Annotated in this window: 10 protein-coding genes; 5 read left to right on the top strand and 5 right to left on the bottom strand. The window is 61.6% G+C overall.

All coding sequences use genetic code 11. The annotated features are described in order from the left end of the window. Positions 1–951: 951 nt before the first annotated feature. From NCS28_RS23500 to NCS28_RS23510, 3 genes are read right to left on the bottom strand one after another with little or no spacing between them, the layout of a single operon-like run. Positions 952–3,282 carry a cytochrome P450/oxidoreductase gene (locus NCS28_RS23500; protein WP_250516183.1) on the bottom strand — a complete coding sequence of 777 codons (2,331 nt, stop codon included), beginning with the start codon at positions 3,280–3,282 and terminating at the stop codon, positions 952–954. Positions 3,283–3,329: 47 nt separating this feature from the next. Next, a complete protein-coding gene (locus NCS28_RS23505) occupies positions 3,330–4,493 on the bottom strand; it encodes a dienelactone hydrolase family protein (RefSeq protein ID WP_250516184.1) in 1,164 nt (387 codons plus the stop codon). Between the two features lie 49 nt (positions 4,494–4,542). Continuing rightward, positions 4,543–5,886 carry an Nramp family divalent metal transporter gene (locus tag NCS28_RS23510; RefSeq protein ID WP_250516185.1) on the bottom strand — a complete coding sequence of 448 codons (1,344 nt, stop codon included), beginning with the start codon at positions 5,884–5,886 and terminating at the stop codon, positions 4,543–4,545. Between the two features lie 316 nt (positions 5,887–6,202). On the opposite strand from NCS28_RS23510, the gene NCS28_RS23515 reads away from it, so the two are divergent. The 5 genes from NCS28_RS23515 (at position 6,203) to rpoD (ending at position 14,259) form a co-directional block, all read left to right on the top strand. Next, entirely contained in the window at positions 6,203–8,029 is a 1,827-nt protein-coding gene (locus NCS28_RS23515; RefSeq protein ID WP_250516186.1) for a site-specific integrase, read from the top strand. Positions 8,030–8,214: 185 nt separating this feature from the next. Then, positions 8,215–9,393 carry a ParA family protein gene (locus NCS28_RS23520; RefSeq protein WP_250516187.1) on the top strand — a complete coding sequence of 393 codons (1,179 nt, stop codon included), beginning with the start codon at positions 8,215–8,217 and terminating at the stop codon, positions 9,391–9,393. Then, on the top strand, positions 9,394–10,365 hold the full coding sequence (locus tag NCS28_RS23525; protein WP_250516188.1) for a ParB/RepB/Spo0J family partition protein: 972 nt from the start codon (positions 9,394–9,396) through the stop codon (positions 10,363–10,365). It begins immediately after the preceding gene. A gap of 318 nt (positions 10,366–10,683) precedes the next feature. After that, positions 10,684–12,030 carry a replication protein O gene (locus NCS28_RS23530; protein ID WP_250516189.1) on the top strand — a complete coding sequence of 449 codons (1,347 nt, stop codon included), beginning with the start codon at positions 10,684–10,686 and terminating at the stop codon, positions 12,028–12,030. 222 nt (positions 12,031–12,252) lie between these two features. Then, a complete protein-coding gene (rpoD, locus tag NCS28_RS23535) occupies positions 12,253–14,259 on the top strand; it encodes an RNA polymerase sigma factor RpoD (RefSeq protein WP_250516190.1) in 2,007 nt (668 codons plus the stop codon). Between the two features lie 92 nt (positions 14,260–14,351). On the opposite strand, the gene NCS28_RS23540 is transcribed toward rpoD, so the two are convergent. Further along, positions 14,352–14,738 carry a hypothetical protein gene (locus tag NCS28_RS23540; protein ID WP_250516271.1) on the bottom strand — a complete coding sequence of 129 codons (387 nt, stop codon included), beginning with the start codon at positions 14,736–14,738 and terminating at the stop codon, positions 14,352–14,354. A 227-nt stretch (positions 14,739–14,965) separates the two neighbouring features. Next, entirely contained in the window at positions 14,966–16,513 is a 1,548-nt protein-coding gene (locus NCS28_RS23545; protein ID WP_250516191.1) for a methyl-accepting chemotaxis protein, read from the bottom strand. Between the last annotated feature and the right edge of the window lie 10 nt (positions 16,514–16,523).

Consider the following 16,523-nt stretch of genomic DNA (forward strand, 5'->3'; position numbering starts at 1 on the left):
CGCGATCTTCGCGAGCGAGCCGCCGAACTTGCCTACCGCCGTACGCGCGGCCGATACGATCACTACGTCAGTCATTTTCTATCCTCGTCAAACAGCGAAAGCGTGAGCGGAATTTCCGTGCGCGATGAATTCACGCGACGCGGAAAACGCGTCCAGTACGAATGGACGGATGAGTTCGATCCGAACTCCGGCAGATTGATGCGCAGCGTCGCGTGCGGAGCGATGTCCGACCGACCGATGCATGAGAGAGCGACTTCAAGACGCGTCGCGCCGACTACGGAATGACCTCGCCCGTAAGACGAGGTTCTCTCCGCAGAAAAAATCCCGAACGGGACGCGGCGAATGTGCAGCCAATTGCATGGTCCATTTATATGGGCCTTTAATAAAATCTCTCAGGTTAAGCACCGGCCTTCTCTTTCGTCTTGCTGACGTGAATCGCGCGAGCATGATTCACCACGCGCGAGGTTTCGCGCGACCGTGCAGCAAAACTTATTGGAAGTTATTCGGTTTTGGCGCTTGTGCGACGCACCAAATTAGTAACAATTCTAAACGCAAAATATGCGTAAAAAATTTCATATTACTAGGTATAAACCCTGATCTGAGTAAAAAGTCCCTCGCCTTACGTGCCGTTTATTGCAGAAATCCTCGAACGCGCGTTCAATAATCATCCTATATAGCGATGAAAATTGCGCCGGTCGTATGATCAATTCCCCAGTACGGGTAAGCAGGGAGGGCAGTAGGAAAGGCTTCGCCAACCGTTATTCTTATATGCGAATTAACCACTGGGTATAACGAATTCATCTTTATGGGCGCTTCTAGCGCTCATACATGACGAGGCGATGAAGATAACGGCAGTTAATCACTTGCGTAATACCGCGACATAATGCCATCTGTCAACGAAAGCGATGACTTCGAGCGAATCGCAGAATCCGCTCGAAATCCCGACAAGCGTCAAAGCGCTAAAACGAGCTTTCTGCTCTTCGCGCGCGAGCAGCACGCCATCATCCGATCGTTCGATTGCCGTTCGCCTTTCGTGAGCACCACGTCGCGGTGATCGATTTCACCGTCGAGCACGCGCACTTCACACGATCCGCACAAACCTTCTTCGCAATCGCTCTGCACATCCACGTTCGCACGTCTGAGTGTCGTGAGAAGCGTCTGATCGGCCGGGACGGTCAGCACCATACCCGAATCCTTCAGCTCCACCTCGAAGGCGCGCTCATGCTCCGGATCGAGCGTGCCCAGCTTCGATTCGAAATGTTCGATCCTAAGCGCGTCTTCGGGCCAGGACGCGCTCGCAACGCCCAACGCATCGAGCATGCGCGCCGGTCCGCATGCGTAGACGAGGGTGCCCTCGCCCACCGCGAGCGTCGCGAAATCGTTGCGCGAGCCTTCTTCCGAGACGTACTCGCGAAGGCGTTCGCCGTGCAGCGCGCGCATTTCGTCGAGCAAGGCCATCGATGTTCGCGAGCGTCCGCTGTAATGCACCTGGTAGTCGATGCCGAGCGAGCGCGCGCGCCGCGCCATCGCGCTGATCGGTGTAATGCCGATGCCGCCCGCGATCAGCACGAGCTTTTTTGCGCGCTCGTCGAGACGGAAATGATTGCGTGGCCCACGGATGCGCCATTGCGCGCCGCGCTTCACGTTCTCGTGAACCCACGCCGATCCGCCGCGGCTTTCCGTCTCGCGCAGCACGGCGATTTCGAAAGCTCGGGCGTCATCGGGATCGCCGCACAGCGAATACTGGCGCGACAGGCCGGTTTCGCCGCAGACGACGTCGATATGCGAGCCCACCGTCCAGCGCGGCAGATCGCGCCCGTCCGCCGATACGAGCCGCACGCGCACGATACGATCCGCGCACGGCTGAACCGAATCGACGATCACCGCGCGGCTCACCGCATGCGACGACGGCTCGCCGATGCGCACCACCGCGCGCGGCTCGCGCACGTTCGGGTCGGCGCGCTCGGGATTCATCGCCGGATCCCATTCGACGTAGAGATGCTCCGGCCCGCGAAACGACGTGTTCGGCACATACGTAAAGCGCTGCTCGGCGAGCCGCATATGCGGCAGGCGGCGCGTGAGTTCGTCGAGGAAAACCTGCATCTCCATGCGCGCGAGGTTCTTCCCCATGCACTGATGCGCGCCGTAGCCGAACGTCAGTTGATCGCTGGCGTTTTCGCGGCGGATGTCGAAGAGGTCGGCATCGGCGAACTGATGTTGATCGTGATTCGCCGACGACGTGACGATCAGAAGCTTCGAGCCCGCGGGAATGTCGATGCCGCCGATCTTCACGTTCTTCGTCGCGAGTCGCCGCCACGCCGCGACCGAGCCGTTATGCCGCAGACACTCTTCGACCGCGTTCGGAATCAGGCTCGGGTCTTCGCAGATGTCGCTCCACGCCTCGGGATGTTGCAGCAGGAGCTTCATCGCATTCGCGGTCGCGTTTGCCGTCGTCTCGTGCGCGGCGACGATGCCGGCCATCATCATCGAATGCAGATACGAGTCGGTGACGACTTCGGGCAATTCCTTTTGCTTGCGAATGCCGTATTGCATCCAGCCGGGACCGGACGGGTCTTCGCGCATCTTGTCGAGCACCTTGCCCGCGTATTGCCAGAACTTGCCGACGGCGTGCGCGACTTCGACCTGCTCTTCGGGCTTCGGCCGGCCCCACGTGTTGACCGTGTGCGCGATCGAATAGCGGCGCAACGTGTCCATGTCTTCCTCGGGCACGCCGAGAAAATGCAGCGCGACGGTGAGCGGCACTTCCCACAACATCTGATCGACGAGATCGGCGCGTCCGTCGTCGATAAAGCGATCGACGTACTCGCGTGCGAGCGCGCGCACCATCGGTTCATGATGCGCGAGCGCCTCGGGCGTGAACGGGTCCATCAGTGCGCGTCGGCGCGGCATGTGCGCGGGCTCGTCCTCGTTGACGAGCGTGCGGTTGAGCGCGAAGCCGTACGATGCGAGCACCGCGTTCGCTTCGGGGCCGGTCGGCGTGATCTTCTCCAGCGCGATCGACGGACTGAACGTGAGGTTGTCGCGGAAGATCGCCTTGATATCGTCGTAGCGCGTGACGACCCAGTAGCCGAGCTTCGGACTGAAGAACACCGGCTCCTGCTCACGCGCCCAGCGCACGTATTCGGGCGGGTCTTGCTGATAGCCGTCGCCGAAGGGATCGAACTCGGCTGCGCGCGCGCTCACCGGGCAGCCGTTCGGCGCGCGCGATGCGTCATGAAATGGACATTGGGGCGCGGAGTGCCCGCCTGCCACATCGGTCATGCCTGTCTCCGGATGGTTTTATTAGTGTGACCGTAGTATGCAACGGCTCAGATCGGCTTGCCCTCGCTCGACGACCAGTTCGGCATCAACTCATTGCTCGCCAAGGTTTCGTCGATGAGCTTCTTCGCGGCCTGCCGTCCCACGATCGGCAGCCCGTCCGCATCGAGCACGCCGATCTGCACCAGCACCGACGCCTGATCCCAGTAGATGTGCTCGTTATAGAGCTTGTCGCCCCGAAAGCGGATCACGGCGAGCATCGGGACTTCGAAATAGCGGCCCGTCGGCGGAAGTCCGGGCAGCAGCCAGTCGATTTCGCGGTCGTGCGTCGCGCAGAACACGAACTCGTCGACGACGCGATCCGCGCCGATCGTGCGCGACACCGGAATCAGCTTCGTATCGGCCGGATTCGAATCGACGAAGTGATACTTGTAGAAGCGCTTCAACTGATCGTGACCGACGCCGCCCGTCATCGTCGGAACGTGGTTCACGTAGGGTTGCGCGACCATGGTCGGCATGACGGCGTCGACATCGCGCGTGCCGAATTCGAAGTAGCAGTGCTGCTCCCACAGTTGATTCAGATCGAAGAGCGGGCCGAGCGTCTTGCGTAGCATCGAAAGCGTGCGCGAATACGCCATCAGCGCGGCGGGTTTGTCGTAGTGTGCGTTGCCGGGAATGACGAATCCCGCCGATGTTCCCGGATACGTGTATCGCTCGATGTGCGGCTTGCCCGCGAGCGCGACATCGAGTTCGCGCGGATCGGGCGCGTCGTGTTCGGGGAAGTGGAAGACCATCGGGCAGCGGATCGTCGGGATGTCGGCGAGGCAGGCGGCGAAATCGTCCGCGTAATAGCAGGCGGCGCAATCGACGTCGGCCTGCGCCGCGATGCGCGTCGCGAAGCGCCCGCCGCGTCCGAAACCGATCACGCCGACTTTGCCCGCATGCTGCGGCAACCCGCGAACGCCATCGACGAGCGCCGCGAAATTTTCCGCCGCAATGCCGCCCGGCTTCGGATCGTGGTCGGGAAGCCGCGGCGCGAGCACGACATAGCCTTCTTCGGCGTACAGATCGGCCGTGTGCCTGACGAAGTCATTCAGGCCGTCCGTGTCGTGCAGCAACACGATGCCCGGCCCCGAACCCTTCGCGGGCTGAGTCACGTAAGCGGGCATGGCCGTGCCGTCGCGGAGGGTGATGTCGATGAACGCGCCGCTCATTGTCCGTTTCTCCTTATATATAGAGGTGCAATCCGCGCGCGATGCGCGGTTACGACAGCAGCGTGTCGGCGAGCAGCTTGATGTTGAGCGCGACGATCACGCCGGCGACCAGCCACGCCAGTCCGCTCGTCCAGCGCGACACGACGAATACGCCCATCGTGCGGCGGTCCGACACGAAGCGCACCAGCGGGATCACGGCGAACGGGAGCTGCATCGACAGAATCACCTGGCTCAGCACGAGCAACTGGCCCGTGCCCTTGTCGCCGTAGATCGCCGTGACGACGATCACCGGAACGATGGCGATCCCGCGCGTGATGAGACGCCGCGCCCAGTTCGGAATGCGCAAGCGTAAAAAACCTTCCATCACGATCTGGCCGGCGAGCGTCGCGGTCACGGTCGAGTTCAGGCCCGACGCGAGCAGCGCGACCGCGAAGAGCGTCGACGCGATGCCCATGCCCAGAAGCGGCGACAACAAGCGGAACGCGTCGCCGATCTCCGCGACCTCGTCGTGGCCGCTCGCGTGGAACACGGCGGCGGCGACGATCAGGATCGCGGCGTTGATGAAAAGCGCGAGCGTCAGCGCGATGGTGCTGTCGATCGTTGCCCAGCGGATCGCGGCGCGGCGAGCGCGGATCGACTTGCCGTACGCACGCGTCTGCACGATCGACGAATGCAGATACAGGTTGTGCGGCATGACCGTCGCGCCGAGGATGCCGATCGCCACGAAAAGCATTTCGCGATCCGCGACGATTCGCGTCGAAGGGATGAAACCGCGCAGGACATCGGCAAAAGGCGGCGCGGCCGCCGCGATCTGCAACGCGAAACAGCTCGCGATCACGACTAGCAGCGCGATGACGAACGCTTCCAGCAAGCGAAAGCCTTTGTTGATCAGCAGCAGCAAAAGAAAGGCGTCGAACGCGGTCAGGAGCGCGCCCGCGATCAGCGGAATGCCGAAAAGCAATTGCAGCGCAATAGCGGTGCCGATGACTTCGGCCAGATCGCACGCGACGATCGCCGCCTCGCACGCGAACCACAGCGCGAAGTTCACCGGCTTCGAATAGTGATCGCGGCACGCTTGCGCGAGGTCGCGTCCGGTCGCGACGCCCAGCCGGACCGCGAGCGCCTGCAGCAGAATCGCCATCAGGTTCGACAACAGGATGACCGTCAGCAGCGTGTACCCGAAGCGCGATCCGCCGGCGATATCTGTCGCCCAATTGCCCGGATCCATATAGCCGACGGAAATCATGTAGCCCGGACCGGCGAAGGCGAGGAAGCGGCGGATCCATCGGCCGCCCTCCGGAACGTGAACCGACGCGTACACCTCAGGCAGGCTCGGGCGGAAGGCGTCGTCCTGCTCGGGCGGTTTCGCGGTGGGGCGTACAGGATCAAGCATCGGCTCGTTTCTCCTGCGGATGGCGACTAAGGATGTCGTGAAAATATGCGCCGCGTCAGATTAACATTCAAGCGCGGCGAATTCGATCGACCGTTCAGCAGTGCAAGTGCTGATAATTCGACTTATCAGATGTAGCGATTTTGCTTGTCAAATTCGAAGCTGGTTGATAACCTCGCGCCAACCCACTGAAAAGAAAGAGTAAATGGCTGGCAACACAGCACGTTCTGGACAACGTTTGGCAGAAAGTGCGGCTGGATCGACGCCGAACCGGCTCACGCGCCAGCATTTCGCGCTGTATCGCGGTTACCTCGATGGCGTGTCGGAGGCGCAGTTGCATGCATCGTATGGCGATGCCAGCGCCGACGTTCGCACTACGCGACGTCTGATCGACGCATTGCGCGACACGCTCTCCGTGCTTGCCCGGCGCGCCCGCGATACGGAAGCCGCGCATTTGCTGCGACTTCGTCCTGGCAGCATTCCGTTGTTCGAGCCGAAGCCTGCAGCAGCGGCCCCGACGCTCGAAGACTTCCGCGAAGCCACTGACCCGGACGGTGTTTACAGCGAGTCGGAGTTGCTGGCGCTGTTTGAGGAAGCCCATCCGCCGGACACGTCCCCTGCTCTGGATCGGCGGGCAGCGCGTAATGCGCGGCTGCGGCGTCGCCAGGCGGATGCGCTCGCGCGCATGGAGGCATCGCTTGCGCAGGATCCGAGTCGGGAGCATCCCGTCGACGGCTGGTTCGAGCCGGCCATTACCGCGCGGCTCACGTCGGCAGGGCTGACGACAATCGCGGATGTCATCGAACTGATCGAGCGCCGACGGCATCGCTGGTACACCGCCGTGCCAAGGCTCGGGCCGAAGGGCGCGCAACGCGTGGTCGACTGGCTTCAACTTCATGCTCATGCGCTTCGGCACGCGATTTCACCGGTCGCGCTGGTGCCGCGGCGGCAGTGGCAAGCGGGCGACGTCGCGCCGGCGCCATCGGTAGAAGCTGGCGAGATCGCGATTGCGCCGATCGAAGCGCTGCGCATTCCGGCGTCGCTCGATGGGTCGAAAGGAACGAATCGGGCGGACGCCGGTGCTTCGTTCGATACGGATATACGCGCGATTTTCGCGTGGCTCGACGCCCGATCGGGTAGCGCGCACACGCGGCGTGCTTATCGGCGCGAGGCCGAGCGCTTGCTGCTGTGGGCTCTGGTGGAAAAAGGCAAACCGCTGTCATCGCTCGATAGCAGCGAATGCGGCGAATATATCAAGACCTTTTTGGCCGATCCGCAGCCGGCAGTCCGCTGGATTGCCCGGCACAGGGGCGAACGATGCTTCGCCGGCTGGCGGCCGTTTGCCGGGCCGCTCTCCGATCGCAGCCGCGAGACCGCTCGTTCCATATTAGGCGCGATGTGCGAATGGCTCGTCGGCGAGGGTTATCTGGCGGTTAATCCATTCGCTGGATTCGCGCGCGTCGCGGCCCCGCCCGTGTTCGAGTCGGCCACGCGCTCGCTCGACCTGGCGCAGTGGAAATGCGTGCTGCAGTCGGTCGAGCGGGCCGAGTATTCCTTTTCGGAGCATCGCGACAGGTTGGCGCTGCTCCTCGCCTACGCGACCGGACTGCGTCGCGCCGAACTCGCCGCTGCAACCACCGACGCGCTCAGTGTCGGACGGTTGCCCGGCGTCGACGGCGCGGTCTGGCGTCTGTCCGTCGATCAGGGTCGCGGCGCGCCGCGCACGGTGCTTTTGCCACCGGTCGTCGTCGAGGCGTTGAAGGAAAATCTCGCACTGCGCGGCTTGCGAGATCCGTTGGATTGCACAGAAGGCACGCCGATCATCGCTCAGGCGCGCAGCGGTCAAGCGCTAACCCCTGATGGTATCGGGAAAATTTTCAAGAGCATTTTCTCGAACGCCGCGGCGTTCATGGAGTCGCGCGCGCCGGGCACTGGCCGCCACTTGAAGCGCGCCAGCACGCACTGGCTGCGTCACACGCACTCAACGCACGCGCTCGGGCACGGCGCGGAGCTGCGCGAAGTGAGCGCCGGCCTTGGCCATGCCGACCTCTCCACCACCTCTCTCTATCTCGGAAACGAGGACACGGGCCGCTTTCTCGGCGTCGAAAGGCTGATCCGCAGCGCTTCGACAGTCCGAAAATCTTGAGAACCGTCCCAATTTCGCGTTTACACGAGCGGCTAGCGTTGTAAAAATGCCCGCTGCGGGCGGTCAAGTACTTCAGAGTTTACTTGAGGTTTACCAGTTCGCCGTTTATTCTTCGGTTTGCAGCTTCTTTTTCACCAACCGAAGAATTTTTTGCTTACCCAGGCCCGCCAGTGACTGCGAATTCCATGCTAAGCGCTCGGCTTCCCGAAGTCGATCAATCCGTTTCGATCGAAACGCTCTTGGGAGTGGCGGCCCAAGCCACCGACATTCTTAATCAGATCCGTGATGCGATGTTGGAGCCGTATCCGCGCAAAAGCGCGCCAACGTTCACGAGCGCGCAAGTCGCATCGCTTTGCGGCGTCGATAAGCAGCGGTTCCAATACCTGACCACCAAGGGCGATCTGCCCGCGGGAACGTCCAAAGGCGCAGGCCGTAGCAAGGAGTTCACGCTCGAAGAGGCGTTGACGTGGATTCGAGCGACGAAGGAACGGACGCGTCGGCCGGAGGACAAGCGCGGGCGCATCGTGACCGTCGCAAACTTCAAGGGCGGTGTCGCCAAGACGACGACTGCCGTCTCGGCCGCGCAAGCGTTGACATTGCTCGGACGCCGGGTGCTCGTCATCGACTGCGATCCGCAGGGCACGACTACGCAGTTGTGCGGCTGGGCGCCCGACGCTGAAATTTCAGACGATCAGACCCTTCTTCCGCTCATCTACGGTGATCGGGAGACGCTGCACTACGCCGTGCAGGAAACGTACTGGCACAACTTGGACCTCATCCCGGCTTCGTCATCGCTCTTTGACGCCGAGTTCGAGATTCCCGCAAAGGTTCTGAACGATAGCACTTTTGAATTCTGGGAGATCGTTCGCAAAGGCCTGATGCCGCTTGCCAACGAGTACGACGCAATCGTTATCGACACGCCTCCGGCGCTTAGCTATCTGACGATCAACGCGTTGCTCGCGTCCGATGCAATCTTGCTGCCCTGCCCGCCCGAGGCGCTCGACTTCGCGAGCTCGACGCAGTTCTGGCACCTCTTCGCCGACATCGCGAAGAAGCTACCGGGCGTGCTCGAGCAAAAGCGGTTCGACTTCGTGAACGTGATTATGACCAAGGCCAAGTCCGATGACGTCTCGCGCGTCGTGCGCGGATGGCTTCAAAAGGCTTACGGCGATCGCGTGCTGCCGTTCGAGATCCCGGAATCGACCGTGCCGAAGGGCGCGTCGGCGCAACTGTCCACGGTCTACGACCTATCGAAACCGGACGGCAGCACTGCCGCATATAACCGATTCAAAGAGCCGCTCGACCGACTCGCCGAGCATCTCGACGCGCAGTTCGTCCGCGCGTGGAATCAGAGGGAGGAATAAATGGGCATCGGGGACAGACTCCTCGCCAAGACAGCGAATATCGGCAGCAAGCCGACAGAGGCGGCGCAATCGCGTCCCGTTAATACGGAGCCGCGAACGTCGCCGGGGCGATTGATGGATGCGCAGCATCGCATCAACACGGCGCAGGCGCGAATCAAGGAACTCGAGTCGCAGCTTGAGGCGGGAGCGGCACTGGAAGTGCCGCTCGATGCGCTCGTCGAAGTAAGCGGACGACGTCGCAAGCTTACCGCTGAACAGTTCCAGGAATTGAAGGGCAACCTCGCTCAACATGCGCTCGCCACGCCAATTTTGGTGCGCGCATTGCCGGCAGGTCGCTTTGAAATCGTCGCGGGCCACAACCGCGTTGCCGCGTACAGAGAACTTGGGCGCGCGACGATTCGCGCGAACGTCGCGTCGATAGAGGAGGGAGAGATCGAGTTTGCAGCGTTCTTTTCGAATCTGTTGTCGCCATCGCTGACGGACTTCGAGAAGTATTGGAACTTTAAGCGACTGCAAGAACTGAGCGGACTTTCGCGCACCGAGATCTCTGAAAGTGCGGGCTTGAGTAAGAGCCACGTCACTCGAATCTTTTCGTTTGACGCGTTGCCCGAAGCGGCTAAGTTGGCACTTGCTGAGAAGCCCGAGCGCTTGGGAAGCAATGCGGCGCAAAAGCTCGCCGCGTTGACCGAAGCAGGCAAGTCGGAAAAGGTGGTGGAAGCAATTCGCCGCCTAATCGACGACGAGAACTTTACCCAAGACAAGGCTGTTGCGCTGGCAGCCGAGAAGCCGCGCACAGCAGCCCCGAGTGCAACCGTTGTTCGCTCGGGTCGAAAAAAGGTTTGCGAGGTTTCCACGAGAAACGGCGTTGTCGGCGTTCGCTTCTTCGACAAGGACGCGACGGACGCGGAGCAGTGGGGGCAGCGAATCGCCGAGTTCATCAACAAGACGTTGAGCGAATCCGATCAAGACTGATGCTCTACTAGGTTTTCATTTGAAATCAACGACTTAACAGCAATTAACGCCGTCGATGTCGCTGAACCTAGTAGAACTTCCTTATAAATCAATCACTTGATGTATCAGCACCAACGAGGCTGCTATGTAATGAGCAAGCTGTAAAAAGACAAAAGCCTTCGGCGCCAACCGAAGGCTTTTGAATATCGGGCTTAACTGCATATCGCCCGTTCCGCTTCCCGACGCCAATCGGGTCACGAGTACACACCTCGAAGTTTAGCGGAACGCGATGGGCAGTCAAGCGTTTGTCTTCCATTTTTCGAAATGGACGTACTTGACATGCGTATCGCGCAACTTTCCGTTGCAGGCGAGGCTGTTTTTCGCCCTGAAAACTCCGATTCGTTAGCTGCGGCAACGGATCAAATCGCTCTCGATGAATACGCTTGCGATCGATCGAACCTTCCTTGGGTGATTTTTCGCGCCGCCCATCGAGCGACTCACACGGCGGCCCTGCCCGCACGTGCTCGCGCATTGCTCGCAGCCTTGGCTCGCACTGTCGATGCGTCTCGACCGTACGCGCCCATCTTCGCCCGACGTGAATTGCTGACCGGACGCGCGCAGCAATCCATGCGCACGTTTTATCGCAGCATGGACGATCTCGAGAGCACCGGCCTCATCACAAGACCTCCGCAGACGCGCTACGGGGCGGCCGGGCTCTTTGGGCGTGCGTACATCCATCTGACGCCGAAAGCAGCTACCCTGCTCGGTCTCGTCGAACCCGCGATCGCGGCCGAGAAATCTCCCGCTCTCGATCGGGAAAACGCGAACAAGGCCGACCTCGCGTTTTCTTTCGCGCCACCGTCTGTCACCGTGGCAGACGGCCCTATATATAAGGATCTAAACCCTACTACTCAAAAGAGACAATCAGGACGCCTTCCCGCGGACCTCGACCGCCTGCTGTCTCTGGGATTTCGTGAATTCCTGGTATTCAAACTGATGCGCGAAGCGAAGCTTCACGGAAAACTCCTGTCCGATGTCGTGGAAGCCAGTTGGCAACATCTCCGACGCGCCTCGCATCCAATCAGCTATCTCCGCACCCTTTTGCGCGCTCCGGTCGACTTCGCCTATCGAGCACGAAGCCAGCGACAAGCGCAGGCAGAGGAGCAAAGCCAGGTCGCACGCTCGAAGCAACTCGATACAGCGATTGCCGATTTCGCTGGCCAGCCTTTTGTGAGCCGCGATGGCCTGCGACGTTACCGCGTCGCGGATGATGCCCGCTCTGTCGTGATTCACCACCGTGACGAAGCGCGGCCGCGTGTGCATGCTGGCGCGTGGGCGCACGACTTCATTGCTGCCGTCGAAGCTGGCCAAATCGTGTCGCTTAACGAGGAAGGCGCCACCGGCGCGGAGCAGGGTCCCGTTCAACATCCTGGATCGCCTGCGTCAGAACCCAAGCCTCGATACGAAACACACCTCAGCGATCTCAAAGCGCTCCTGCGCTTGAAGACGGCCAACGCTGCCCCATCTACAAAAGCGAAGGAAGCGACGAGACCGTCGAGTCATAGCCGGTCCGAGTCGCTCCCTTTAAGTTCGCTCTTACAGACGATATCGCGCGCAGCGGCATCGACGAAGCTTCGCTTAGATCAGACAAATGTCGCGATTTACGCACGCCGAGAAAAGTTTTAAACAGGCTGCTGCGTCGCAGCAAAATGCTGATATACTCTAAGGTTGCGCCTGAATGGGCGATTGGAAAACGCAAGTGCCGCGTCTGGATGCGGTTTGCGTGTTTTGCTCGATGCGATTTTCAGCAAGCCGTCCGTGGTCGAAGCTGTCATCGAAATCATCGCGAGCCGTTACGCTCGCTCCCGGGGATCTGTCGTCGCCGAGCAAACCTGTCGAGGAGAAAGTATGGCAAGTTTTGATCGGGAAGATTCGGAGCTGGATATCGTCGCGCCGGCGCGCAAGGCACCCGGCCGGCGGGCGAACAAAGGGAAGGGCCAGGCCGGCACGATACAGCCCGATGTCGCGATGACCGCGGAGCAGAATGAAGAGCGGCAGCGCCAGATGCGCGCGCTCATTCAGTTGGGCAAGGAGCGCGGTTATCTCACGCACGCCGAGATCAACGACCACCTTCCGGACAACTTCGCGGAAACCGCGGCGATGGAAACCATCGTCAGCACGTTCCACGACATGGGTGTTGCGGTCTACGAGCAGGCGCCGGATGCCGAAACGCTGTTGCTGAGCGATAGCGCCCCGAGCGTCGTCACGGACGAGCAATCGGACGAAGAAGCGGAAAACGCGCTGTCGACGGTCGATTCCGAATTCGGCCGCACGACCGATCCGGTCCGCATGTACATGCGCGAAATGGGCGCAACCGAGCTGCTCACGCGCGCTGGCGAAATCGCCATTGCGAAGCGGATCGAAGACGGCCTGCACGAGATGATTCAGGCGATCGCGGCGTGCCCGTCGACCGTCGCAACCATTCTCGCGGACGCTGCGCAAGTCGAATCGGGTGAGCTGAAGATCGACGATCTGGTCGACGGCCTGAAGGAAGAGGACACGGCAGACGAAGATATTTCGGCTTCCGATACGAACGACTCCGCCGACATCGATACGGACACCGACGAATCCGGCAGCGACGACGAAGACGACGACGATCTCGACGGCGGCGGCGATGCCGGCGCATCGAACGAAGCGCGTTTGAAGCAGCTGAAGGCCGACTGTCTCGAAATTTTCGCGCGCGTGCGCGAGCTGGCGGAACAAGCGAGCAATCCTAAGGGTTCGGGCGCGGTGGCGACCAAGGCGGTCGAAAAAGCGCGCGCCGAAATCCAGCGCGAGCTCGGTTCAATCCGCTTCACGGCGAAGACCATCGACCGCCTGTGTGTCGACGTTCAGCAGCAAGTCGCGCAGGTGCGTGATATCGAGCGTCGTGTGCTGCAGATCGCGGTGGATCGTTGCGGCATGCCGCGCGAGAAGTTCGTCGAATCGTTCGTCGGTCATGAGACCGATCTCGAATGGACGTCGCGCGCGGCTGCGGGCTCGAAGCAATACGGTGCGTCGCTCGAGCGCAGCTTGCCGGCGATTCAGGCCGAGCAGCAAAAGCTCATCGACATCGAAGGCGTGGTCGAGATGCCGCTCAAGCAACTGAAGCAGATCAACCGTCAGATGACGGCTGCCGAGTTGAAGATGCGTCAGGCCAAGCGCGAGATGATCGAAGCGAACCTGCGTCTCGTCATTTCGATCGCGAAGAAGTACGTGAATCGCGGCATGCAATTCCTGGATCTGATTCAGGAAGGCAACATCGGTCTGATGAAGGCCGTGGACAAGTTCGAATATCGCCGCGGCTGGAAGTTCTCGACGTACGCGACGTGGTGGGTTCGTCAGGCTGTGACGCGTTCGCTCGCCGATCAGGCGCGCACGATTCGCGTGCCGGTGCACATGATCGAAACGATCAACAAGCTGAATCGCATCTCGCGCGAGATCCTTCAGCAGACGGGTCAGGAAGCGCATCCGTCCGTGCTCGCCGAGCGCATGGAAATGCCGGAAGAGAAGATCCGCGGCATTCTCAAAATCGCGAAGCAGCCGGTGTCGCTGGAAACGCCGGTCGGTGAGGATGCCGATGCAACGCTCGGCGACATGATCGAAGACCAGGGCGCCGCGTCTCCGGCGGATGCAGCCGTGCACGCGAACATGCGCGCCGCGATCGACGATGCACTCAACGCGCTGTCGCCGCGCGAAGCGAAGGTTCTGCGTATGCGCTTCGGCATCGACACGGCTTCGGACTACACGCTCGAAGAGCTAGGCAAGCAGTTCGACGTGACGCGCGAGCGTATTCGTCAGATCGAAAGCAAGGCGATGCGCAAGCTCATGCACCCGAGCCGCGCCGACAAGCTGCGTCCGTTCCTGGACCGCTGATCTTCCGAGCCGTCCGGACCCATGTTCGGACTAACTCGACAGCGCGTGCCGCCGAATCAGGCGGCACGCGCTTTTTTATTTCCCCAACCGAATCAACCGTGCGCGGTGCCCTTGGGCACCTTCGACGCCGCGCACGCTTGCAGCGCGGCGATTGCCTTGTTCGCGAGCGTCAGCGTTTCTTCGCACGCGAGCCGGTCGCGGAAGATCGAGCATCCGCCGCCCGCGTTGACTCGCGCCACGGCGCTGCGCACCTTATCGAGCGCGGATTGCGGTGAGCCGGTGTCGCGGATGATCGAGGCCAGGTCGAACGCGCTGCCGGCGTCGGTTTCGACGTAGCCGGGGCATTGCGTCTGTGCGTGAGCCGCGACGCAGATCATGCCGATCGCCGCAATGGCCGGGAATCGTCGCGATCGGGCGGAGCGAAAGGAAAACGCGCGAGCAGAAAAAGAGCGGAAGAGGGCATCCATGGGCGTCACCACCGTCAAATATCGCGTCGAAAAACGTACACATTCGGCGAATTCGCGTCGGCTGGAAAGGACCGGAGTTTGTCCACAGATTCGCTGGACAAGCATGTGGATATCCTGAGCATCGCCGGATCAAGCTCTTGATACAAAACGCATTTCATCCGGCGAACGAAATTCGCGCGCTGCTTCGTCTCCCATTCTGAACCGGTTGAAAAAATCATGTCGAGCGCGAAAAAAATCGGCTAGACCTGAAACGCGCGGACGGTCTGCCTGAGCTCACGCGCCTGTGCGTCGAGCGACGATGCAGAGGCCGACGCCTCGTTCACGAGCGCCGCATTCTTTTGCATAAGCCGATCCATCTGCGATACGGCGTCGTTCACTTCGTCGATGCCGCTGCTTTGCTCGCGCGAAGCCGTCGCGATCGCTTCGACCAGCGCGGTCACGCCGTCGACGGAATCGAGGAGATCGGCGAGCGTCGTACCCGCGCGCTTCACCGTCGCACCGCTCGATTCGACGTGCGCGTTCACCTCGCGCGTCAGTTGCGAGATTTCCTTCGCCGCGCCCGACGAACGCCGCGCAAGCGCGCGCACTTCCTCCGCGACGACCGCGAAGCCGCGCCCGAGCGAGCCGGCGCGCGCCGCTTCCACCGCAGCATTCAGCGCGAGCAAGTTGGTTTGAAAAGCGATCGATTCGATGACGCCCGTGATCTGTGCGATCTGCGACGAGCGTGAGGACAGATCGGTCATGCGCGCGATCGCATCGGCGACGGCGCGCTCGCCCTCCTTTGCGCGCTCCGACGCTTCCTTTGCGAGTTCGCGCGCGCGATTCGCGTGATCGGCGTTCGTGCGCACCGTCGCCGCGATTTGTTCCATGCTCGCCGACGTCTGCTGCAGGCTCGCCGCGTGCTCTTCCGTGCGCGCGGACAGCGCGTGATTGCCTTCGGTGATGTCCGCCGCCGCGATGCCGATGGTGTCCGTCGACCGCTTGATGTCGCCGACCATCGATGCGAGCTGGCTGCGCATCAGACTCATCGCGTGCATCAGGCTCTGCGTGTCGCCGGGCGAGACGGGCACGTCCGTCAGCAAATCGCCTTTCGACACTCGCCGCGCGACGCTCGCCGCGAGTTCCGGCTCGCCGCCGAGTTGACGCAGGAGCGTGCGCGCCATCGAAAAGCACAACCAGCCGACAAGCACCACGCCCGCGGCGATGCACGCGCCGACCGTCCACTGCACGATCTGGCTCACGCGCTGCGCGTCGTCGTATTCCTGCCGCGCGGCGGTGAGCTGGAACGCGCGCAAATCGGTGCTTTCCTTCTTCACGCGCTTCGCCTGCGGCTCGATTTGCTGCGTCACGATCCACTGCGCTTCGGAGAGATTGTTAGCGGCGAGCAGGTCGGTCGTCGGACGAAAGCCCTTTTCGCGCAGCGCCGCCCAATCAGTGGCGAGACGTTTGGCGAGCGGCGACTCGGTTGCGTCGAGCGGATAGCGCAGATAGCGGCCGAGCAAGGCATCGATATTCGCGATGCGCTGCTGCGTCGATGCGAGCACGGCTTGCGTCTTCTGCGCGGACGGATCGAGCACCGCGTCGCTGATCGCGAACTGGCTTTGCGTGATGAGCTCGTCGATGGTCGAGATGGTTTGCAGCGCCTGCGCGCGGCCTTCGAAGACGTGACGCAGCGCGGCATTGCCTTGCTGGACGCCGAATAATCCGACGCCGCCAACGGTGACGAGCACGGCGGCGACCGCGCCCGTGACGATCGCGAGGCGCGCCTTGACGGTGAGCTTTGACATGTTCGGTAGA

Origin of the sequence: Caballeronia sp. INDeC2 (genome assembly GCF_023631325.1) — a bacterium.
Classification (GTDB): Bacteria; Pseudomonadota; Gammaproteobacteria; order Burkholderiales; family Burkholderiaceae; genus Caballeronia.

What these genes read in the sequence shown, in the direction of transcription:
- NCS28_RS23510 (WP_250516185.1), bottom strand. Translation starts at nt 5,886, where the DNA reads ATGCTTGATCCTGTACGCCCCACCGCGAAACCGCCCGAGCAGGACGAC.
- rpoD (WP_250516190.1), top strand. Translation starts at nt 12,253, where the DNA reads ATGGCAAGTTTTGATCGGGAAGATTCGGAGCTGGATATCGTCGCGCCG.
- NCS28_RS23505 (WP_250516184.1), bottom strand. Translation starts at nt 4,493, where the DNA reads ATGAGCGGCGCGTTCATCGACATCACCCTCCGCGACGGCACGGCCATG.
- NCS28_RS23525 (WP_250516188.1), top strand. Translation starts at nt 9,394, where the DNA reads ATGGGCATCGGGGACAGACTCCTCGCCAAGACAGCGAATATCGGCAGC.
- NCS28_RS23545 (WP_250516191.1), bottom strand. Translation starts at nt 16,513, where the DNA reads ATGTCAAAGCTCACCGTCAAGGCGCGCCTCGCGATCGTCACGGGCGCG.
- NCS28_RS23500 (WP_250516183.1), bottom strand. Translation starts at nt 3,282, where the DNA reads ATGACCGATGTGGCAGGCGGGCACTCCGCGCCCCAATGTCCATTTCAT.
- NCS28_RS23520 (WP_250516187.1), top strand. Translation starts at nt 8,215, where the DNA reads ATGCTAAGCGCTCGGCTTCCCGAAGTCGATCAATCCGTTTCGATCGAA.
- NCS28_RS23530 (WP_250516189.1), top strand. Translation starts at nt 10,684, where the DNA reads ATGCGTATCGCGCAACTTTCCGTTGCAGGCGAGGCTGTTTTTCGCCCT.